The following is a 19,947-nucleotide window of genomic DNA, read 5'->3' on the forward strand; positions in this document are numbered from 1 at the left end:
GGGTCGAGCCTGCGGTATGGTCGCGTGGCGCGGTGAGGCGGTCGGTCTTACGGGCCAGTCGCCTCTTACCGTCACCCCGGCGAGGGCCGCAGTCCATCTCGCAGCGCGCGCCTGCGGCCGGGTGGATCCCGGCCTTCGCCGGGATGACGGTGGGTGGGGGCGGTTCGCCGGTTCCGTGCTCCCGCGTAGGCGGGAGCCTAGGGTACCGGGAGCAGGCGGGGGGTGTTCTGCTTGGCCCTGGGTTCCCGCCTGCGCGGGGACACGGGTGCGCTTCGCTTCGGAGGACGTTCCAACTCGGCCCCCACCTTCGCCGGGGTACGAAGAAGGGCGGGGCGCCCTAGCCCAGCCGGGCGGCGGCGGTGCGGAGGTCTTCCACGAAGCGGGCGTATTCTTCCTCGGCCTTGGACCGGTCGGGGATGCGCAGCAGGTAGCTGGGGTGGACGGTGATCCAGGCTTCGCCGCCGCTGGGGAGCGCGATCGCCTGGCCGCGTTCGCGGCTGATGGTGACGGTGCGGCCGAGCAGCGAGCGGGCGGCGGTGGCGCCGAGCGCTACCGTGACCTCGGGCTTCACCAGCGCGGTTTCCTGCTCGATCCACCAGCGGCAGGCGTCGATTTCACCGGCGTCGGGCTTGCTGTGGATGCGACGCTTGCCGCGCGGCTCGAACTTGAAGTGCTTGACCGAATTGGTGACGTAGACGGTGCTGCGGTCGACGCCGGCCTGCGCCAGCGCGCGATCGAACATCTGGCCGGCGGGACCGACGAAGGGCTTGCCGGCGAGGTCCTCCTGGTCGCCGGGCTGTTCGCCGACGAACATCAGCCGGGCGTCGACGGGCCCTTCGCCGAACACCGTCTGGGTGGCGGGCTTCCACAGGTGGCAGCGCTTGCAGCCCATCGCCTCTTCGCGCAGCGCCTGCCACGCGGCCTGGATGTTGCCGCCGATCTGGGTGCGGGCCTTGTCGATCATGCCTGCCTCTCGTGCCTGGGCGCCCGCGATCAGCTGTCCGACCAGCGCCGTCTCAGGCATGTTCTTCCAATATTTGCGCGGCATCTCCTTGAGCATTGCGCCCTTCTTGAGCCGCGCGGGGTTGAAGATGGAGGCGTAGTAGGTCTTCCACACCTCCTCGACCGGATCGCCCTCGGGCGCATCGGCACGGGTGGCGCCGGGGCCTTCGGTGAGCAACTCGCCATCCCAGTGCAGCGACACCTCAGGCGTCAGGATCGACCAGCGCATGCTGGCGAAGCGGTTGACGAAGAACGCCGCATTGGCGCGCACGATGTGGTGCTCGGGCTCGAACCAGGCGACGTAGCGGCTGGTGCCGTCCTCCTCCGCCACTTCGCGGAAGCGCAGAAAGGCGCGCATCTTGTGGATGTCGCGGCGGACTTCCTTGGCGAGCCCTTCCAGCTTGCGGATGAGCGTGTCGGCCCGGTCCTCGATCAGCCGGGGCTGAGTGCGAAGGCGACAGAGCAGCGTGTAGAGCAGCGCGAAGCGATCGGGCGCCGCGGACATGACGACGTCGCGGGCGAGGTCGAGGAAGGCACGCGGCACCGAGAAGCCGGGGCCGGCGGGGGAAGCTGCCGGCGGGGCTTCGGGCGCACCTTGCGCGAACAGGTCCGCGACGCCGTCGCCGGTGCGCCACACCACCTGATCGGGCGCCACCCCCTCGGCCGCGAGCCCGCGCGCGGCGTCGCGCCACGCGTCGAAATCGTCGGGAGCCGAGAGGGTGACGCCGCGCACGTTACTCGCGCTCGTCGCTGCCGGGCGGGTTGTCCTTCGCCTCCTCCAGCTCCTTGGGCTTGCGGTCCTCGTAGATGTCGGCGAGCTTTTCCTCGGTCGCGTCGTCCAGCTCCTCGGCGGCGGCGGGGAACATGTCCTCCTCCTCCTCGTCGATGTGGTGCTCGTAGCGGCGGCGCATGTGGAAGAACTTCTCCTTCCATTCGTCCGAGTCGAACTCGAGGTTCATGAGCTCACCGAGCACATCGTCGACTTCCTTGTGCTCGGCGACCGAGTGGCGGGCGTCGTCGCGAAGCTCGGGGTCGCCGAGCATGGTTGCGTAGAGCGATTCCTCTTCGGCCGCGGCGTGGCTCTGCAGTTCGAGGCGGAACTCCTCGAACAGCTGCTGGCGCGCTTCGGCGGGGGTGGAGAAATCGGCGAGCCGGGCGAGCATGTCGCGCTGCTTGTCGTGGTCGCGCTTCAGGTCCTGATAGATGCGGGCGTCCGCCATGATGTTCCTCCCTGGGTTCGAGAGCACAACCGGCGGCGGAGCGCGTCGTTTCACCCGCGAATCACTCTCAGGCGGCGAACAGCTCCAGCTGCTGCTTCCTGGGCGCCACCAGCGGCTTCAGTTCGGCGCGGTCGGCGAGCGCCACCGGTCGCCAATCGTCGGCGACTAGGAACGGCCGCAGCTTTTTGATCGAGACGGTGAGCCGCGCGACGTCGTCAAGGCGCAGGCGGCGCCAGCGGCGTGCCGACAGAATGGCGTTCACCGCCTTTACGCCCAGGCCTGGGACACGCAGCAGCGCCTCCCGGGGGGCGCGGTTGACGTCGACGGGGAAGTTGTCGCGGAACTTCAACGCCCAGGCGAGCTTGGGATCGATGTCGAGCGGCAGCATGCCGGTGGCGTCGTCGGCGGCGGCGCGCACCTCGTCGGGCTTGTAGTCGTAAAAGCGCATCAGCCAGTCGGACTGGTAGAGCCGGTGCTCGCGCATCAGGGGCGGGCGCTGGAGCGGCAGCACCGCCGACGCCTCCGGGATCGGGCTGAACGCGGAATAGTAGACGCGGCGCAGCTCGAACCGGTCGTAAAGGGTGGCGGCGCGGCCGACGATATCGCGGTCGGTCGCGGCATCGGCACCGACGATCATCTGCGTCGACTGGCCGGCGGGCGCGAAGCGCGGCGCGCTGCGGTAGCGCTTGCGCGCATCAGTGCCGTCGGTGATGGCCGTGCGCATGCCGGCCATCGCGCCTTCGATCTGGGTCTCCGACTTCTCCGGGGCGAGGCGCTTGAGGCCGCTCGCGGTCGGCAGCTCGACGTTGATCGAGACGCGGTCGGCGTGGAGGCCGGCCTGATGGATCAGCTCCGGATCGGCGTCGGGGATGGTCTTGAGGTGGATGTAGCCGCGGAAGTCGTGGTCCTCGCGCAGGGAGCGCGCGACCTCAACCAGCTGCTCCATCGTGTAGTTGGACGAGCGGATGATGCCCGAGGAGAGGAACAGCCCCTCGATATAGTTGCGGCGGTAGAAGCTGAGGGTGAGGCGCACGACCTCCTCGGCCGTGAAGCGCGCGCGGCGGACGTTCGAGCTCTTGCGGTTGATGCAATAGTGGCAGTCGAAGATGCAGCTGTTGGTCAACAGGATCTTGAGCAGCGAGATGCACCGGCCGTCGGGCGCATAGGCGTGGCAAATGCCCATGCCCTCGGTAGAGCCGAGCCCCTTGCCGTCGCGCGAGTTGCGCTTGGCAGTGCCGGACGAGGCGCAGGAGGCGTCGTACTTCGCAGCGTCCGCAAGGATCGCCAGCTTTTCGCGGGTGTCGAGCTGCGCCATCTGTTCTATTTATGTTCGAACGCGGGACGGCGCAAGGCTGCGGGATCAGCGGGTTACGGACGGCTGCTTGGATATGGGCTTTCGAAGGTTCAGCCACCTCAACGCGGCCTTCGGACGATGCGCAACAGACACCCGGATCCTGCCGTATCCCTGCGCAGGCAGGGATCTAGAGCCAAGCAGCACTACGGCTCGCGGAGCTTGGAAACCCTGGGCTCCTGCCTACGCAGGAGCACGATAGGGGTGTGCTAAGGTCTTGCTCAGCATCAATGGGGGTGGGTGGGATCGGCCTGCTGCAGCGCAGGGCCAGCATCCGCGCGCCAGGCCAGCCAGGCCACGAGCCCGAGCAGCGGCAGCGCGACCAGCGCCCAGATGCCCAGCCCCTCCCACGGCGTGAAGCCCAGCCATTCGTCGGCGACGGTGCGCAGATAGCCCGGTGCGAACCTTTCCAGCAGCACCGCGCGCCAGACGGCATGGTCGAAGAAGTCGGGGGCGGCGATCTCGGCCGAGGCGATCATCAGGTTGATCGCCATGGACACCGCCAGCAGCTGCGCGGCGAGCAGCTTGCCGACCGGCGTGCGCAAGAGTGTCCAGAAGCTGGCGAGGCCGAGGCCCAGGAAGCCGAGCGCGGGAACCGCGTGGCGCGGTCCGGTCGAGTGGCCGCCGTCCCAGTAATAATAGGCGGCGTTGTAGAGGAAGGGCAGGATGCTCAAGGCGATCGCGAGCACGGCGAGGTCGCGGTGGCGGCGATCCCGGAGCAGCCAGGCGAGGCCGATCGGCGCCAGCACCAGCACGGGCGAGACCCACAGGATGCCGCGCCGGGGGCCGAACACGATCTCCCACAGCACGTGCGGCTTGGGATAGGTGAGGCCGAAGAACCCCTGCTGCATGCCGGCGAAATCGGTGACGCCGGCATAGCCCGACTGGAAGGGCGAACCGAAGGCGAAGGCGTTGTAGGCGAACAGCGGCAGCACCGCGACCAGGGCGACGCCGACGGCGGCGAGCATCACCGGCAGCCGTTGCGCCCAGGCCCAGCCCCGCATCCGCCACAGCGCCCAAAGGCCGATCGGCAGCGCAAAGAGCACCGAGGGCGGCTCGATCACCGCGCCCCAGCCGAGTACCAGGCCGGCGACCGCGGCATAGCCGATGCTGGCGCGGGTGCCGCCGGGCGTGCGGGTGCCCCGCCACACCGCCCAGACGGCGACCACCAGCATCGCGCCCGAGGCGGCATGGCCGAAGATGGTTGTGGCCCACCCCCAGGCGATCGAGCCGAGCGCATAGCCGAGCGCCCCGAACAGGCCGGCGGCGGTGCTGCCGGTGACGCCGCGCCCGAGGTCGAACAGCAGCATCGCCGCGAGCGCGACGAACAGCGCGGAGGTGAACACGGCGGTGAGGCGGACCCGGATCTTGATGAAGCGGTTGAAGCCGGGGTCTTCGTTGCGGATGCGGTGGAACTCGGCATCGTCGCCGGTGACGGCATCGGCGAGTGCGACGAAGGGCACCGCCATCAGCGTCATGCCCGGTGCCTTGTCGGTGTAGAAATGGTCGCCGAACTGCGCGCGATCGATCGTCAGCGCGGCATATTCGTCGATGGTGGCATCGCCCTGCTCGACCAACGAGACGGCGGCGTACATGCGGGTGGCGTTATTGGGGTTGAACTCCCAGGAGCCGAACCAGCCGCAGGAGAACCAGACCAGCGCGAACAGCAACCAGGCAATCGGATCGCGTCTCAGTCCCGTCTGTGCCGTCATGCCGCCGCCGTCGTTCGCCGTTCGAGAGGCGTGCGGCTACGACGGCAGGGCCCTGGACGCAACGTCCGGCGAGATCAGGGAACGCTGCGTTCGGCTTCCGCCCTGGCGGCGCGGCGTTCCGCCTTCCAGCGGTTGGCGTTCTGGACGAAGCAGCCCGACTGGCCGCCGGCGCCCACGGTGCTGCAGGTGCCGATGCCGGTGGCGCCTGCCTCCAGCGCGGACTGCTGGCGCACGGCCCAGCTCTGCTGGTCGGGCGACGCCTCGGTGGTGCGCAGCTCCTTGGGGATGCGGAAGCGCTCTTCCTCGCCCCGCCGGACGCAGACCACGATCTCCTCGCCGTTGGCGTTGGTCGGGCACTTGTCGTTGCCATAGATGACCAGCACGCCGTTCTGCGCGGCATTCTGGGCGACCGCGGGGGCGGAGAGGCCCAGCACCGGTGCAGCCAGCCCGATCGCCGCCATCAGCATCCACTTTGCCATCGGTCGTCCTCCTGTTGCCGCCATTCTAACGCGGCAAGCCTCATATGCGTTTCGATGCGGCGATTGCCACCCGGCAGCCGAGCCGGATCGCGGCGGACAGCACCGGATAGCCGATCGCCTGTTCGGCGCCGTGGGCGATCGCCGCTTCCTTGTGCTCCAGCTCCTCGGCCTGGAACTCGCGCACCGCGGCCGACAGTTCCGGCTCCTCGTCGCGCAGCTCCGCGAGCTGCTGGTCGTAATGCTTGTCGATCTCGGTCTCGACCGCGGCGGTGCAGGCCATCGCCGCCTCCGGCCCGATCGCGGCGGTGACGGCGCCCAGCGCGAAGCCGGCGACGCTCCAGAAGGGCTGGAGCAGGGTGGGGCGGACGCCGCGTTCGGCGATCATGCCGTCGAACCAGGCGCGGTGGCGTTCCTCCTGCTTGGCCATGCCGACGATCTCGCGCGCCATCGGCACGCGGTCGCCCATCACCGCGAGTTGCCCCGCATAGATGCGGGTCGCGCCATATTCGCCCGCCTGATCCACCCGGATCATCTGGGAGACCGGTTCCCGCCGGTCGCCGGGTCGCCACCGCTTCATGCGCGTTTTCCTGCCAGCACAAAGATCCCCAACGCGCCGGCGAGCGAAAAGATCGCATTGAAGCCGGCGAGGGAGATGCCGGCCAGCGTCCATTGCGGCACGTCGCAGCGGATCACCGGCGCCTTCATGATCGCGTCGAGCATGTTGCCGCCGCCGCCGGAAAAGGGGGTCGCGCAGCCGGTGATGCCCTGCCACCAGCCATATTCGACGCCCGCGTGGAACACGCCGATCGCCCCGCTGGCGGCAATGGCGACGCCGGCGAGCAGCACCAGCGCGACGCGCGCGGAGGTGCGCGACACCAGGAAGCTGAGCACCGCGAGCACGATGGCGGCATAATGCGGCCAGCGCTGCCAGTGGCACATCTCGCACGGGTAGAGCCCGCCCAGATATTGCGATCCGAGCGCGCCCAGCATCAGCACCGCGGGCACGAGCAGCGCCAGCCAGCGCGCCGCCTGGAGATTGCCGCCGCGCATGTCAGCGCTTCTTTGCCGGCGTCGCCGTCGCCACCGCGCGCGACGCCGGACCCAGGCGGCCGAGCGTCTGCAGCGCGTAGTGGAGCTGGAAGTCCTCGATGCCGCGCTTCTTGAGCGCCTCGGCGCTCTCGGTGAAGCGCGGATCGGGCTTGCCGTCGTCCTCCAGCACCGAATTGTCGACCTTGGCCTCGTTGATCAGGTGGCGGCGCAGGTCCGCCTCACGGAAGACCGGGCGATCCTTGTAGTCGGGATCGGAGATCTGCGGCACCTTCAGGTCGGGCTCGATGCCGCCCTCCTGCACCGAACGGCCCGAGGGCGTGTAGTAGCGCGCGGTGGTGAGGCGGAGCGCCGTCTGCGGCCCGAGCGGCAGCAGCGTCTGCACCGATCCCTTGCCGAACGTCCGCTCGCCCATGACGATCGCGCGGTGGTGGTCCTGGAGCGCACCCGCGACGATCTCGGAGGCGGAGGCGGTGCCCGCGTCGACCAGCACGATGATCGGCAGGCCCTGGGTGAGGTCGCCGGCCTCGGCATAATAGCGTTCGATGTCGGTCTTCTCGCGGCCGCGCTGGGAGACGATCTCGCCATGGTCGAGGAACACGTCCGAGACCTCGATCGCCTCGTTCAACAGGCCGCCGCCATTGTCGCGCAGGTCGACGACGTAGCCGAGCGGCTTGCGGCCGAGCGCTTTGTCGATCGCGGCGATGGCGGCGCGGGTGTCGGCGCCGGTCTGGGCGGAGAAGGTGTTGATGTTGATGATACCGATGCCGTCCTTCACCTCCCATTTCACGGGCTTCTGGACGATGATCTCGCGCGTCATCGTCGCGGTGATCGGCTTTTCCTGCCCCGGGCGGACCAGGGTCAGCGTGACCTTGGTGTTGGGCGGGCCCCGCATCTGGGTGATCGCCTCGTCCAGCGAGCCGCCGAAGATGAGCTTGCCGTCGATGTGGGTGATGTAGTCGCCGGCCTTGATGCCGGCGCGGGCGGCGGGCGTGTCCTCGGTCGGGGCGATGACCTTGATCGCGCCGTCGATCATGGTGACCGTCAGGCCTAGGCCGCCGTAATTGCCCTCGGTCGCGATCCGCATGTTGTCGAAGTCGAGCGCGTCGACATAGGAGCTGTGCGGGTCGAGCGCGGAGAGCATCCCCTGGATCGCGCCCTTCACCAGCACCTTGTCGTCGACCTTGTCGACGTAGGAGGCACGGACGCGGTTGTAGACATCCATGAAGGTGTCGAGCTCGCGATAGCTGTCGCTGTCGACCTGCGCCATCGCGCCGTTGGCGATCGGAACCAGCGCCAGCGCGCCCACGATCGCGGTGGCCTGAAGGAGCGGGCGAACCATGCGGGGAACCTTATGAACGGACATGCTGCACCGGAATAGCGGCAAAGCGTGGCCGCGTAAAAGGAACTCTGGCGGTCTGCCTCAGCCGAGCATCGTCGCCAGGTCGACTGCCGCGCCGTGGCGGCGCAGCTCGACCGTGACGCGGGGGGCGTCGCCGCCGGGGGCGAGGCCGAGCGGCGTGCCGGCGGCGACCTCGGTCCCGCGGCGCACGGTGGCGCGGCCGAGTCCGGTGACGAGCGTCGTCCAGCCGTTGCCATGATCGAGCAGGATGATGGTGCCGTAGCTGCGGAAGGGGCGGGCGAGCAGGACTCGGCCCGCCAGCGGCGCCACCACGCGCGCGCCGGGCGCCACCGCGAGCGTCAGGCCGCGCGACCGCACGCCGGCGTCCGAGATCTCGCCGAAGCCGGTCACGACTCCGCCGGTCACCGGCAGGCGATAGGGCGAGCGGTGGACCGGCGCGCCGTCCGAGCCCGGACGCAGCAGCGGCCCGGACAGGGTCGTGAGCGCGCCCAGCGTCCCGGCTGCGAGCTGCGTCTCCTGCATCTGGTCGACGATGTCGCGCGCCCGTTCGCCAAGCGCGATGGCGCGATCCGATTCGACCAGCGCGGTGCGGCCGAGATCCTTCGAGCGCAGCCGCTGCGCCGCCTCCAGCCGCACCAGCTGGAGGCGTTCGTCCTCCAGCCGCCGCCGGCTGCTGCCGAGCGCCTGCACCGCGAGCGCGGCCTGGCGGCGCGTGCGCTGGACCTCTGCGACTTCGGCGCGGACCGCGCTGGTGCGCTGGCGGACGGCGGGAAGCACGGTCGCGAGCACGGCGCGGACGTGGACGGCATCGGCGGTGGAGCCGGGCTGGGCGACGGCCGCCACCGCCGGGCGGCGGGCGAGCGACTGGAGCGCCGCCATCAGCCGCACGATCGGGTCGCGGCGGCGGGCAAGCTCCTCGCGGCGGTCGGCGAGCAGGCGGCCGACCAGCGCAACGCGGGCTTCTGCGGCGCGATGCTCCGCCTCGGCGGCATCGATCCGGGCCGCCATCCGGCGCTGCTCGGAGGCGGCGCGGTCGGCGGCGGTGCGGGCGGCAGCGGCCTGACGTTCCAGCGCCTGTGCGCGGGCCTGGGCACGATCCGCCTCGATCCGGGCGGCGCGCAGCCGTTCGCGCTGCTGGTCGAGCGGCGAAGGGGCGGCGGTGCCGATGGTGGCGGCGCCGAGTGCCGCGCCTCCGGCGGCCAGCACCAGCAGGGCGGCCGCGACTGTCCCGCCGCGGCGCATCAGCCCTCGCGGTGATAGGGGTGGTTGGCGAGGATGCTGGCGGCGCGCCACAGCTGCTCGGCGAGCATCGCGCGGGCCATCATGTGCGGCCACGTCAGGCGCCCGAACGAGATCAGCAGGTCCGCCTCGCGCCGGTCGGCATCGTCGAAGCCGTCGGCGGCGCCGATCAGGAAGCGCGCCTCGCGCACGCCGTCGTCGCGCCACCCGCCCAGGATCTGCGCGAACTGGCGCGAGGGCATGTCGCGGCCGGTTTCATCGAGCATGACGATGCGGGTGCCGGGTTCGCGCGGTGGCATCTTGCCGCCCCTGTCGGGCAGCTCGGTCACGCGCGTGGGCCAGGTGACGCGCTTCAGATAGCGGTCCACCAGCTCGGCCTCTGGACTGCGCCCGATGCGCCCGCGCGCGACGATATGCAGCAGCACGGGCGCGAACGGTCAGACGGTCGCGGGCGGGTTGCCGGTCGAGCCCATCGTCGGCGTGTCGCCGAACGCCCACATCCGCTCCAGATTGTAGAAGGTGCGGACTTCGGGGCGGAACAGGTGGACGATCACGTCGCCCGCGTCGATCAGCACCCAGTCGGCGGTCGGCAGGCCTTCCACGCGGGGGGTGCGGCCGAACTCGGCCTTCACCTTCTCGGCGATCTTGGTGGCCATGGACGCGACCTGGCGGCTCGAACGGCCGGAGGCGACGACCATATAGTCGGCGATGCTGGACTTGCCGGCGAGCGGGATCGAGACGGTTTCCACCGCCTGATCGTCATCCAGCGAGGTGAGGACGAGGCGGTGAAGCGCCTCGACGTCGTCGGTACCGCCTTCGCGTGCGGAAGAGGGGTTGGGCAACTTGTCTCCTAGCCTTTCATGGCCGTGCGCGGGGGATGGTGGTTCGGCGTCGGGTGCCGGTGCCAGGCGGGATCGGCGGCCCGAATGCCGGTCGCCGAGGTCGGATCGGGGCGGAAGCGCAGCAACACAAGTGCCGGCAAACTCCAATTCGTCCATCGTTTCGCCTGGCCTGCGGGCCGCGCATGGCGCCGCAGCCAGCCCATCGCGACACTTGCGCGGGCTCGTCGATCATACCCCGGACGCGCGACAACCGCAATCGGCATGGTGCGCGCGATTTCGCGCCACCCGCGCCAGCGGTGGAACTGGGCGAGATTGTCGGCCCCCATCACCCAGATGAAGTCGTGATCGGGGAAGCGGGCGCGCAGCTTGCGCAGCGTGTCGAGCGTGTAGCGGGTGCCCAGCCGCCGTTCGATGTCAGTCGCGCGAATCCGCGAGTGGCGGGCCATCCGCTCTGCCGAGGCGAGCCGCGCGGCGAAGGGCGCCATGTCGGTCGCGGCGTCCTTGAGCGGGTTGCCGGGTGACACGAGCCACCACAGTTCGTCGAGCTCCAGCGCACGGATTGCCTGCAGCGAAATGCCGCGATGGCCGCGATGCGCGGGATTGAAGGAACCGCCGAAGAGGCCGATGCGCGACATGGGGCGGGCGATGCCAGTGTTGTGCGACGGGTGCAACGGCGGGGGAGCCTTCGGCTTGCCTCACAAGCGCAGGGTACCCCGGCGGAGGCCGGGGTCCAGGTGGGAAGGCGGCTGTGGCGTGCCCCAAACCTCGTTCGCCGCAACTGGGCCCCGGCCTCCGCCGGGGTACGGTTGCGCTCGGGGCGGGCGTTAGCGCTCGCGGACCGCCGCGAGCGCCGGGGCGCGGTATTCGGACTGACGCTCGATCATCCAGCCGGGATATTCCGGTGCCAGCTTGCTGGCCGCATCGAGCGACGCGAGCTGCTCGGCCGTCAGCGCCACGTCCACGGCGGCGAGATTGTCCTCCAGCTGGTCGACGCGCTTGGCGCCGACGATGACGCTGGTGACCACCTTCTGGTGGAGCAGCCAGGCGAGCGCGATACGGGCGACCGACACGCCGTGCGCCTCGGCGATCGGGTCCATGGCGGAGAGCACCGCCTCGCCGCGGGTCTGGTCGACGGGCGGGAAGTTGAAGTTGGTGCGGCGCGCGTCTCCATCGCCGCCGCCGGCGCGGTACTTGCCCGACAGATAGCCGCCGGCAAGCGGACTCCACACCATCAGGCCGAGCCCTTCGGACTCCATCATCGGCGCAAGCTCGCGCTCCAGGTCGCGGCCGGCGAGGGTGTAGTAGGACTGCACCGTCTCGAAACGGGCGAAACCGCGGCGTTCGGAGATGCCGAGCGCCTTGGCGATCTGCCACGCCGCCCAATTGGACACGCCGACGTAGCGGACATGGCCCTGCGTCACGAGATCGTCGAGCGCGCGCAGCGTCTCCTCGATCGGGGTCACCGAGTCCCAGCCGTGGATCTGGTAGAGGTCGATGTGATCGGTGCCGAGCCGCTTGAGGCTGGCCTTCACCTGGTCGAGCAGGTGCCCGCGCGAGGCGCCGCGATCGTTGTGGCCCGGACCCATCGGCCCGAACGCCTTGGTGGCGAGCACCACGTCTTCACGTCGCAATCCCAGGTTGCGGATCGCCTGGCCGGTGATCTCCTCCGACAGGCCGTTGGAATAGACGTTGGCGGTGTCGATGAAGTTGACGCCGGCATCGACCGCGGTGCGCAGCAGGGCGTCGGCGTCCGCCTGCTGCACCTGGCCCACCGCCTTGAACATGCCTTCCCCGCCGAAGGTCATGGTGCCGAGGCAGAGTTCGGACACGAACAGGCCGGTGCGGCCGAGCTGGTTGTAGTGCATGGGGGATGCGCCTCCTGAGCGATAAGCGCCCGGCAGATGGGGAGGCTTTTCGCCCGCGCAACCGATCGGTACGAAAAAGCCCAGCGTCAGGGCAGGACCTGTGCCTGATTCCGCGCCGTGCTCCTGTGGAGGCGAGACCATCGTAAACCGCGGAGCGGACGCCCAAAACAACCGTATCCCTGCGCAGGCAGGGATCCAGGGCCAAGCAGAACAACGGCTTGCGGCGACTTAAACCCTGGGCTCCCGCCTGCGCGGGAGCATGGCAAGGGGTTTTCTAAAGGTCCGGTGTCAGGGGCGGATCTGGCCGGTGCCGGTGACGGTCCATTTGTAGGTGGTGAGCCCTTCCAGCGCGACGGGACCGCGGGCGTGGAGGCGGCCGGTGGAGATGCCGATCTCTCCGCCCAACCCGAACTCGCCGCCGTCGGCGAACTGGGTGGAGGCGTTCCACATCACGATCGCCGAATCGACCCCGTTGAGGAAGCGCTCGGCGGTCGCCGCATCCTCCGTCACGATTGCGTCGGTGTGGCCGGAGCTGTGACGGGCGATATGGGCGATCGCGTCCTCCACCCCGTCGACGCGCTTCACCGAGAGAATCGCGTCGAGATATTCGGTGTCCCAGTCGCTCGCCTCGACGGGGCGCACGCGCGGGTCGATCGCCTGCACGTCCGCGTCGCCGCGCAATTCGCAGCCGCCGTCGATCAGGGCGGCGAGCAGCGGCGCGGGATCGGCAAAGGCGCGGTCGATCAGCAGCGTCTCGGTCGCGCCGCAGATGCCGGTGCGGCGCAGCTTGGCGTTGACCACCAGCGCCTGCGCCATTGCCGGATCGGCCGCCCCGTCGACATAGCTGTGGTTGATGCCGTCGAGGTGCGCGAGCACGGGCACGCGCGCCTCGGCCTGGACGCGGGCGACGAGGCTCTTGCCGCCGCGGGGCACGACCATGTCGATCAGCCCCTCTGCCGCAAGCATCGCGCCGACCGCCGCACGGTCGGTGGTGGGGACCAGCTGGATCGCATCGGCGGGCACGCCCCCGGCGACGAACCCGCGCTGCAGGGCCGCGTGGAGCGCGCGGTTGCTCTCGATCGCCTCCGATCCGCCGCGCAGGATGGCGGCGTTGCCGGCCATGACGCAGAGCGCGCCCGCATCGGCGGTGACGTTGGGGCGGCTTTCGTAGATGATGCCGATGACGCCGATCGGCACACGCACGCGGCGCAGCACCAGGCCGTTGGGGCGGCGGTCCTCGGACACCAGCGCGCCGACCGGATCGGGGAGGCCAGCGATGGCCTCTACGCCGGCGGCCGCCCCTTCGAGGCGGGCGACATCGAGGCGGAGGCGGTCGAGCAGCGCCGCGCTCAGGCCGCGCGCCTCGCCGGCCGCGACGTCGCGCGCGTTGGCGGCGAGGATCGCGGGCGCATCGGCGCGGATCGCAGCGGCGGCGGCGCGCAGGGCGGCGGCTCGGGTCGCGGTCGACAGTGCGGCGAGCGTGCGGGCGGCGGTGCGGGCGCGGGTGCCCATGGCACGCACGAGGGCGACGGGATCTTCGGGCAGGGCGGTGGCGGGATCGGCGGACATGGGCGCAGGCTAGCATGCACGCGCGCGCCTCCCAAAGCCCCTCGACAGGTTGCAAGGACGTGATAGCTTTTCGGCCATGGGGGAACTGGAAACAGGGGGCGACATCGTCGCCGGGGGGCTGTTCGCGCGCGCGATCGAGCCAAGCGCGGGTGAGGGACGGGGGCACCGGCCCGGCCATGCGGCGGGGCAGGCGCACGGACTGTGCCTCAATTGCGGGACCGCGCTGATCGGGGCGCATTGCCACCGCTGCGGGCAGGCGGGGCACATCCACCGCACGCTCCATTCGGTGGGCCACGACCTGCTGCACGGCGTGTTCCATTTCGAGGGCAAGATCTGGGACACGCTGCCGATGCTGGTGACGCGTCCGGGCGCGCTCACCCGGCGCTATGTGGAGGGCGAGCGGGCGCGCTTCGTGTCGCCGCTGGCGCTGTTCCTCTTCACCATGTTCCTGATGTTCGCAGTGTTCGGCTGGGCCGGGCTCGACAGCTGGATGCACGATCCGGCGGAGGACGGACCGAAGGTAGCGGCTGGTGCCGCGCCGCAGGAATCGCAGGTCGGGGCCGGGCTTGCCGAAATAGACCGTGAGCGTGCGCGGGCAGCGGCGGCCGGCGAAACGACCCGGGAGCTGGACGCCGTGCGCGCGACCCTGGCGGGCCACGAGACGTCGACGGGCAATGTCGGCGCACCTGGCCTGCTGCGGGCACTCGGCGTGAGGCTCGAGGAAAAGGGCTATGCCAAGGTCGGCCGCAAGCTCCAGAACCCGGAGCTGCTGCTCTACAAGATCAAGTCGAGCAGCTACAAATACAGCTGGGCGCTGATCCCCTTGTCGTTGCCGTTCATGTGGATGCTGTTCGCGTGGCGGCGGCAGTATCGGATGTACGACCACGCGATCTTCGTGATCTATTCGATCAGCTTCATGAACCTGCTGTTCGTGGTGATGGCGCTGTGCAGCCTCTCGCCGTTGCTGTCATGGCTGGATGGGTGGCTGCTGCTGGTGCCCCCGATCCACATGTTCGCTCAGCTGAAGGGAGCGTACCGGCTCCGGACGTTCAGCGCGGCCTGGCGGACGGTAGCGCTGCTGTTCGTGACGGCGCTGGTGCTGTCGATCTTCGTGTCGCTGCTAGTGGTGCTGGGGCTGATGGGGTGACCTGTGCCGCCGCGACGGCAGCGGCGGGAGCCAGAGAGTCCGGCAACGGCAGCGGTCGGGGCCCTGGGCTCCTGCCTGCGCAGGAGCACGGTTGGGGTGTGAAGTCGTCAAAGCGGACTGGCGGTAATCGCCCAAAAGCGGCCATTCGGCAGATCAAAGGCCGCCTGAAAAGCAGACCGACATCAGAACGGGGCGGGCACCTTCCGCGTCACCAAAACCCGGGACGGTTGGGCCGAGTTGAAGCGAACCTCGGTGACGATTCCGCCTCGCACCCCTAACCAAATGAGTACGTCATCGTCATCACGGGTGATAGCCCACGGTGTTAACGTGCGAAGCGCAACACGAATGGCTTTGCTATCGTCGCACAGACCAGACGAGGTGGTGTCGGAACACTCGAAGCGCGTAGCGCTGACCCCGGTCCTGATTTCTTTGAGCTTAGCGAGAGCGTCCCAACCTTGTTCTACGCTAACGCCAGGGCTCAGGCGCACATAGTCCCCTGCGGGGCAGATGCCATCGGATGAGGGAGAGATTTCCCGTGTGCTGTACGTGCCGCTCTGCACCTTGGCAGTGCTGATGTCTGCGCCCGGCGCCGCCCGGAATTTCACGGTCCAACGTCTTCTGACGCACCCCAAGGCGCTTGGAACAGGCCGCTCTACCAGCTGTCCCTCAATCAAGCCTGGAACGTTCATGCCACCAGTCGGTGCCTCGAACCTCTCGATCGGGCCATGCTGCTCATCGCCCAGGATGGCGTCGCCTGCCGCGGCTGGCGACAATTCTCGAACTTGTAAGAGCGTGAGAGTAGGAGGGGCTTGTCCCAATAAGAATGCCAGCGCGATCATTTGACGGACTCCAACGTAGCAGCAACTTCATGCCCCCAGGGGCCGAAAGCCGCCGTTCTGCTAACCACCCAAGAGTCGACGTTTAGCGCTAGATCCGTAAGTGGCCGTTTTTGGGTTCACGAGCCAGTTCCACAGTACCGCAGGCAAAGAAAAACCCCTCCACGACGGTATCGCGGAGGGGCTTTCTGCTCGTGCGCGGCCGGATCAGGCGCCGGCGGGGCTCGGCTGGCCGAAGGGACCTTGCGGGCGCCGGGTCTTGGGGATCGACGTGCCGGCGGCGACCACCGGGCGGGTCGGGCCGTCGGTCGGGCGGCCGAGGTCCTCGCCGGCGATCAGGCGCTTGATCTCGTCGCCGCTCAGCGTCTCGTACTCGAGCAGGGCGCCGGCCAGCGTGTGGAGCTGGTCGACATGCTCGGTCAGCACGTCGCGCGCGCGGGTCAGGCCGCCCTCGACGATGCGCTTGATCTCGCTGTCGATCAGCTCGGCGGTCTTGTTCGACATGCGCGCCGGGGCCGACTGCGAATAGCCAAGGAAGCTCTCGCCCTGCGGTTCGGCATATTCGACCGGGCCGACCGCGTCCGACATGCCCCAGCGGGTCACCATGTCGCGCGCAAGGCTGGTCGCCTGCTGGATGTCGCCGGAAGCGCCCGACGACACCTTGTCGTAGCCGAAGATGATCTCCTCCGCGACGCGGCCGCCCATCGCCACCGCCAGGTTCGCGTACATCTTGTCGCGATGGTAGCTGTAGCTGTCGCGCTCCGGCAGGCGCATCACCATGCCCAGCGCCCGGCCGCGCGGGATGATCGTCGCCTTGTGGATCGGATCCGACGCGGGCTCGTGGATCGAGACGATGGCGTGGCCGGCCTCGTGATAGGCGGTCATCCGCTTTTCGTCGTCGGTCATCACCATGGAGCGCCGCTCGGCGCCCATCATCACCTTGTCCTTGGCCTCTTCGAACTCGAGGTTCGCGACCAGCCGCTTGCCCTTGCGCGCCGCCATCAGCGCCGCTTCGTTGACCAAGTTGGCGAGGTCCGCGCCCGAGAAGCCCGGCGTGCCGCGTGCGATGGTGCGCGCGTCGACGTCGGGTGCCAGCGGCACCTTCTTCATGTGGACCTGCAGGATCTTGATGCGGCCCTCGATATCGGGGCGGGGCACCACGACCTGGCGATCGAAGCGGCCCGGACGCAGCAGCGCCGGATCGAGCACGTCGGGGCGGTTGGTCGCCGCGATGATGATGATGCCCTCGTTCGCTTCAAAGCCGTCCATCTCGACCAGCAGCTGGTTGAGGGTCTGCTCGCGCTCGTCGTTGCCGTTGCCCAGACCCGCGCCACGATGGCGGCCGACCGCGTCGATTTCGTCGATGAAGACGATGCAGGGCGCCGACTTCTTTGCCTGTTCGAACATGTCGCGCACGCGGCTGGCGCCGACGCCCACGAACATCTCGACGAAGTCCGAGCCGGAGATGGTGAAGAAGGGCACGCCCGCCTCACCCGCGATGGCGCGGGCGAGCAGCGTCTTGCCGGTGCCGGGCGAGCCGACCAGCAGCGCACCCTTGGGGATCTTGCCGCCCAGGCGTGCGAACTTGGTCGGGTCCTTCAGGAACTCGACGATCTCCTGCAGCTCCTCGCGCGCTTCGTCGATGCCGGCGACGTCGTCGAAGGTGACCTTGCCTTCCTTCTGCGTGAGCATGCGCGCACGCGACTTGCCGAAGCCCATCGCGCCGTTGGCGCCGCCGCCCTTCTGCATCTGGCGCACGACGAAGAAGGCGATGCCGAGGAAGAGAAGGAACGGAAGCGCTTGGACCAGCATGTACTGCCAGATCGACGGGCCTTCCTCCGGACGCGCGGTGATGCTGACGCCGGCCTTGCGCAGCCGCTGGGTCAGCTGCGGGTCGTTCATCGCATAGGTGCGGAACTTCTCGCCGTTCGACTGGGTGCCGGTAATGACGTTCGCCGCGACGTTGACGTCCTTGACCGACCCTTCCTCGACGCGGTCGAGGAACGCCGAATAGGGGATCGACGTGCCGGCGTTCTGCGCCCCGCCGCTGGGGAACAGCGACACGAACAGCGCCAGGGCCATGAGGATGCCCACCCAGATGAGCAGGCTCTTCATCCAGGGATTGCCGTTGCCGCCGTTGTCGGGGCCGGGCTGCTTGTCGTTGTCGTTCATGAAAGCGCGTACCTCTTCGTCCCTGCAAGATAGGCTGCGGGGGATGAATGGCAATGGAACAACATCGATCAGGCTGATCGACGCGGCGGTGCGGGCCGGAATCGCCACCGGTCGCCCGCCGAGGAGGCGGCGACGCCGGCCTGGGTGGCGCCCGAGCCGGCTTCGAGCGCGTCCAGCAAGGATTCGACCTGGGCGGAGTCGGACCAGCTTCCCTCTGCCGCGGGCGCGAGGCTGCGGACGTGGCCGATCGCGCGGCGGACGAGCCGGCGGCGCAGCTCGCGCGGCAGGGCGGCCATGTCCAGGACGCGCTCGCCGGCGGGTGACGGGAGTAGCCGCGCGCGCTCGATCCAAGCGACGGTCTCGGCGAGTGCCGCATCGGTCTCGGCGCAATGCTGCGCGGCGCGGGCGAGCCCCTCGACATCGAGCGCCGGCGACCCGGCCAGCAGCGCGCGCACGCCGGTGCGGTCGTGGCGGGGATCGGCGTTGGAGGGATCGTCGACAAAGGGGAGGGCAGCCGCCTCGGCCAGGGCGCGCAGGGTCGCGCGCCGCCAGCCGAGCAACGGGCGCACGATCGGGAGGCCGCGCGCCTCGCCCGCGCCGGTGCCGTCCCAGCGCGCGGGATGCCAGGTCCAGCCGCGCCGGATGCCGGCGAGCCCGGCAGGGCCCGAGCCGCGCACGGCGCGCATCAGGAAGGTTTCGGCCTGGTCGTCGGCATGGTGGGCGGTGAGCAGCGCGGCCGCGCCCTCGCCGAGCGCCCATCGGCCGAGCAACTGGTAGCGCAGCTGCCGCGCCTGCGCCTGGATGCTGGCGCCGCGGGGCGGCTGTTCGGGGGCGAGCGTCGCGTGCGGGATGCCGGCGTCGCGGCACCAACGGGCAACACCCGCGGCCTCGTCGGCGGCGTCGGGGCGGAGGCGATGGTCGACGGTGGCGGCGATCACCCGGCCGGGGTGTGCTGCATGCGCCAGCGCCAGCATCGCCATGGAATCAGGACCGCCCGAGACGGCGAGCGCGACCGGGCCGGCGGGCGCCGCTCCGATCGCGGCGGCGAGGTCACGCGCGAACCGCGCGACCGCCGCCGGATCGAGGCTCACCGGATCAGCTGCACTTGGCCGCGGTGCGTCCACGCTGGATATCCGCCTTCATCGTTGCCGAGATGCGATCGGCATAGACGTCGGACAGCTCGGCATAAACCTCGCACGCGTCCTTCGGCTTCTTGAGCTGCACCAGCGCGTCGGCGAGGTAGAAGAGGCTGTCGGGGGCGCGCTCGCCGTCCGGCATCTTCTTGTAGTTGTCGTAGAAGGCGATGGAGGCAAGGCTGGGCTTGCCGTCGTCCAGATAGGAGCGGCCGATCAGGTTCTGGGCCCAGCTGGCGCGGCGGTGCTTGGGATATTTGTCGACCACGGTCTTGAGCTGGGTCGCGGCCTCCGAATAGCGCTTCGCCGACCATAGGCGATAGCCGTAGATATAGGCGTCCTCGGCAGGATCGCCGCTGGGCGCGGGCTTTTCGACGCCCGCTGCCGCCACCGCGGGCGCGGCGGCTGCCGCCGGGGTCCGGCTCGCGCCTTCGCCGGGAAGCTTCAGCACGCCGCCGCCATTGCCGGGCGTGCGGGCAGGCGCGGGAACCGCCTGCGCACCGTCTTCGCCCGGCGCACCCTGCGCGGCCGGAGCGGTAGCGCCGCCGCCCTCCAGCGCGGAGAGCCGGCCGTCGGTGGCGCGGCGATAGGCCTCGAACGCCTCCTCCATCTGGCGCAGCTTGTACTGTGCCTGCTCGACCTGGCCGGTCAGCGTCATCTGCTGCGATTCGAGCGCGGCGACGCGCGCTTCCAGATTGGCGATCGGGCTGCCCGCGGGCGTGCCCGGCGCCTCGATCGGCGTCTGGGGCGCGGTGATCTCGGGCTCGACCTGGGCCTGGGCGCCGCCCGGGAACACCTTGCGCTGCACGGCGCGCATCTCGCGCTCGAGCTTGTTCACCCGGCCTTCGATCGCGGTCTGCGCGGTGGCGGGGACGGAAACTGCAAGGCCGGCCGCGAGAAGCGGAAGCGTCATGAGGATACGCATGTCGTGACACCCCCCGGTGGGATTTTGGGAAAACTAGGGGGACCC

The 19,947-nt window shown here is 69.7% G+C and carries 19 protein-coding genes; 1 reads left to right on the forward strand and 18 read right to left on the reverse strand.

The annotated features are described in order from the left end of the window. Positions 1 to 337: 337 nt before the first annotated feature. The 14 genes from EO081_RS10175 to EO081_RS10240 all read right to left on the reverse strand — a co-directional run bounded on the left by EO081_RS10175 (position 338) and on the right by EO081_RS10240 (position 13,689). Positions 338 to 1,735: a UdgX family uracil-DNA binding protein gene (locus EO081_RS10175; protein WP_129341834.1), complete on the reverse strand. Its 1,398-nt coding sequence runs from the start codon at positions 1,733 to 1,735 to the stop codon at positions 338 to 340. 1 nt (position 1,736) lies between these two features. Beyond that, positions 1,737 to 2,222, reverse strand: coding sequence for a hemerythrin domain-containing protein (locus EO081_RS10180; RefSeq protein WP_129341835.1), 486 nt, complete (start codon positions 2,220 to 2,222; stop codon positions 1,737 to 1,739). 67 nt (positions 2,223 to 2,289) lie between these two features. Continuing rightward, positions 2,290 to 3,537, reverse strand: a complete 1,248-nt coding sequence (locus EO081_RS10185) for a putative DNA modification/repair radical SAM protein (RefSeq protein WP_129341836.1) — start codon at positions 3,535 to 3,537, stop codon at positions 2,290 to 2,292. A gap of 263 nt (positions 3,538 to 3,800) precedes the next feature. Further along, complete coding sequence (locus EO081_RS10190) at positions 3,801 to 5,285, reverse strand: hypothetical protein (protein WP_129341837.1); 1,485 nt, start codon at positions 5,283 to 5,285, stop codon at positions 3,801 to 3,803. A gap of 74 nt (positions 5,286 to 5,359) precedes the next feature. Continuing rightward, on the reverse strand, positions 5,360 to 5,764 hold the full coding sequence (locus EO081_RS10195) for a hypothetical protein (protein WP_129341838.1): 405 nt from the start codon (positions 5,762 to 5,764) through the stop codon (positions 5,360 to 5,362). Positions 5,765 to 5,804: 40 nt separating this feature from the next. Next, positions 5,805 to 6,341 (reverse strand): demethoxyubiquinone hydroxylase family protein, encoded by a 537-nt coding sequence (locus EO081_RS10200; protein ID WP_129341839.1) that lies wholly within the window; start codon positions 6,339 to 6,341, stop codon positions 5,805 to 5,807. Then, positions 6,338 to 6,814, reverse strand: coding sequence for a disulfide bond formation protein B (locus EO081_RS10205; RefSeq protein ID WP_129341840.1), 477 nt, complete (start codon positions 6,812 to 6,814; stop codon positions 6,338 to 6,340). Before EO081_RS10205 ends, EO081_RS10200 begins: the two co-directional genes overlap by 4 nt. Position 6,815: 1 nt before the next feature. Then, positions 6,816 to 8,153: a S41 family peptidase gene (locus EO081_RS10210; protein WP_129341841.1), complete on the reverse strand. Its 1,338-nt coding sequence runs from the start codon at positions 8,151 to 8,153 to the stop codon at positions 6,816 to 6,818. An 81-nt stretch (positions 8,154 to 8,234) separates the two neighbouring features. Further along, positions 8,235 to 9,416 (reverse strand): murein hydrolase activator EnvC family protein, encoded by a 1,182-nt coding sequence (locus tag EO081_RS10215; protein ID WP_129341842.1) that lies wholly within the window; start codon positions 9,414 to 9,416, stop codon positions 8,235 to 8,237. Further along, a complete protein-coding gene (locus EO081_RS10220; protein ID WP_129341843.1) occupies positions 9,416 to 9,838 on the reverse strand; it encodes a 23S rRNA (pseudouridine(1915)-N(3))-methyltransferase RlmH in 423 nt (140 codons plus the stop codon). Before EO081_RS10220 ends, EO081_RS10215 begins: the two co-directional genes overlap by 1 nt. A 12-nt stretch (positions 9,839 to 9,850) precedes the next feature. Then, positions 9,851 to 10,255 carry a ribosome silencing factor gene (rsfS, locus tag EO081_RS10225; protein ID WP_129341844.1) on the reverse strand — a complete coding sequence of 135 codons (405 nt, stop codon included), beginning with the start codon at positions 10,253 to 10,255 and terminating at the stop codon, positions 9,851 to 9,853. A gap of 8 nt (positions 10,256 to 10,263) precedes the next feature. Further along, on the reverse strand, positions 10,264 to 10,890 hold the full coding sequence (locus tag EO081_RS10230) for a nicotinate-nucleotide adenylyltransferase (protein ID WP_129342451.1): 627 nt from the start codon (positions 10,888 to 10,890) through the stop codon (positions 10,264 to 10,266). Positions 10,891 to 11,079: 189 nt separating this feature from the next. Next, entirely contained in the window at positions 11,080 to 12,120 is a 1,041-nt protein-coding gene (locus EO081_RS10235; protein ID WP_129341845.1) for an aldo/keto reductase, read from the reverse strand. A 288-nt stretch (positions 12,121 to 12,408) separates the two neighbouring features. Beyond that, positions 12,409 to 13,689 carry a glutamate-5-semialdehyde dehydrogenase gene (locus EO081_RS10240; RefSeq protein ID WP_129341846.1) on the reverse strand — a complete coding sequence of 427 codons (1,281 nt, stop codon included), beginning with the start codon at positions 13,687 to 13,689 and terminating at the stop codon, positions 12,409 to 12,411. A gap of 76 nt (positions 13,690 to 13,765) precedes the next feature. Between EO081_RS10240 and EO081_RS10245 the strand changes: the two genes are divergently transcribed. After that, positions 13,766 to 14,836, forward strand: a complete 1,071-nt coding sequence (locus EO081_RS10245) for a DUF3667 domain-containing protein (RefSeq protein ID WP_129341847.1) — start codon at positions 13,766 to 13,768, stop codon at positions 14,834 to 14,836. A 182-nt stretch (positions 14,837 to 15,018) separates the two neighbouring features. On the opposite strand, the gene EO081_RS10250 is transcribed toward EO081_RS10245, so the two are convergent. The 4 genes from EO081_RS10250 to EO081_RS10265 form a co-directional block, all read right to left on the reverse strand. Further along, positions 15,019 to 15,675 carry a hypothetical protein gene (locus EO081_RS10250; RefSeq protein WP_129341848.1) on the reverse strand — a complete coding sequence of 219 codons (657 nt, stop codon included), beginning with the start codon at positions 15,673 to 15,675 and terminating at the stop codon, positions 15,019 to 15,021. 204 nt (positions 15,676 to 15,879) lie between these two features. After that, positions 15,880 to 17,844 carry an ATP-dependent zinc metalloprotease FtsH gene (gene ftsH, locus EO081_RS10255; protein WP_129341849.1) on the reverse strand — a complete coding sequence of 655 codons (1,965 nt, stop codon included), beginning with the start codon at positions 17,842 to 17,844 and terminating at the stop codon, positions 15,880 to 15,882. A gap of 68 nt (positions 17,845 to 17,912) precedes the next feature. After that, the gene (gene tilS / locus EO081_RS10260) at positions 17,913 to 18,935 is read right to left on the reverse strand and encodes a tRNA lysidine(34) synthetase TilS (protein WP_240697629.1); all 1,023 of its coding nucleotides are present in this window, start codon (positions 18,933 to 18,935) and stop codon (positions 17,913 to 17,915) included. A 4-nt stretch (positions 18,936 to 18,939) separates the two neighbouring features. After that, positions 18,940 to 19,902 carry a tetratricopeptide repeat protein gene (locus EO081_RS10265; RefSeq protein WP_129341851.1) on the reverse strand — a complete coding sequence of 321 codons (963 nt, stop codon included), beginning with the start codon at positions 19,900 to 19,902 and terminating at the stop codon, positions 18,940 to 18,942. Between the last annotated feature and the right edge of the window lie 45 nt (positions 19,903 to 19,947).

It is taken from the genome of Sphingomonas desiccabilis, from assembly GCF_004135605.1.
GTDB classification, from domain to species: domain Bacteria; phylum Pseudomonadota; class Alphaproteobacteria; order Sphingomonadales; family Sphingomonadaceae; genus Sphingomonas; species Sphingomonas desiccabilis.

Coding starts and splice junctions, on each gene's coding strand:
- EO081_RS10180 (WP_129341835.1), bottom strand. CDS start 2,222: ATGGCGGACGCCCGCATCTATCAGGACCTGAAGCGCGACCACGACAAG.
- EO081_RS10185 (WP_129341836.1), bottom strand. CDS start 3,537: ATGGCGCAGCTCGACACCCGCGAAAAGCTGGCGATCCTTGCGGACGCT.
- EO081_RS10190 (WP_129341837.1), bottom strand. CDS start 5,285: ATGACGGCACAGACGGGACTGAGACGCGATCCGATTGCCTGGTTGCTG.
- EO081_RS10195 (WP_129341838.1), bottom strand. CDS start 5,764: ATGGCAAAGTGGATGCTGATGGCGGCGATCGGGCTGGCTGCACCGGTG.
- EO081_RS10200 (WP_129341839.1), bottom strand. CDS start 6,341: ATGAAGCGGTGGCGACCCGGCGACCGGCGGGAACCGGTCTCCCAGATG.
- EO081_RS10205 (WP_129341840.1), bottom strand. CDS start 6,814: ATGCGCGGCGGCAATCTCCAGGCGGCGCGCTGGCTGGCGCTGCTCGTG.
- EO081_RS10210 (WP_129341841.1), bottom strand. CDS start 8,153: ATGGTTCGCCCGCTCCTTCAGGCCACCGCGATCGTGGGCGCGCTGGCG.
- EO081_RS10215 (WP_129341842.1), bottom strand. CDS start 9,416: ATGCGCCGCGGCGGGACAGTCGCGGCCGCCCTGCTGGTGCTGGCCGCC.
- EO081_RS10230 (WP_129342451.1), bottom strand. CDS start 10,890: ATGTCGCGCATCGGCCTCTTCGGCGGTTCCTTCAATCCCGCGCATCGC.
- EO081_RS10235 (WP_129341845.1), bottom strand. CDS start 12,120: ATGCACTACAACCAGCTCGGCCGCACCGGCCTGTTCGTGTCCGAACTC.
- EO081_RS10240 (WP_129341846.1), bottom strand. CDS start 13,689: ATGTCCGCCGATCCCGCCACCGCCCTGCCCGAAGATCCCGTCGCCCTC.
- EO081_RS10245 (WP_129341847.1), top strand. CDS start 13,766: ATGGGGGAACTGGAAACAGGGGGCGACATCGTCGCCGGGGGGCTGTTC.
- EO081_RS10250 (WP_129341848.1), bottom strand. CDS start 15,675: ATGATCGCGCTGGCATTCTTATTGGGACAAGCCCCTCCTACTCTCACG.
- ftsH (WP_129341849.1), bottom strand. CDS start 17,844: ATGAACGACAACGACAAGCAGCCCGGCCCCGACAACGGCGGCAACGGC.
- EO081_RS10265 (WP_129341851.1), bottom strand. CDS start 19,902: ATGCGTATCCTCATGACGCTTCCGCTTCTCGCGGCCGGCCTTGCAGTT.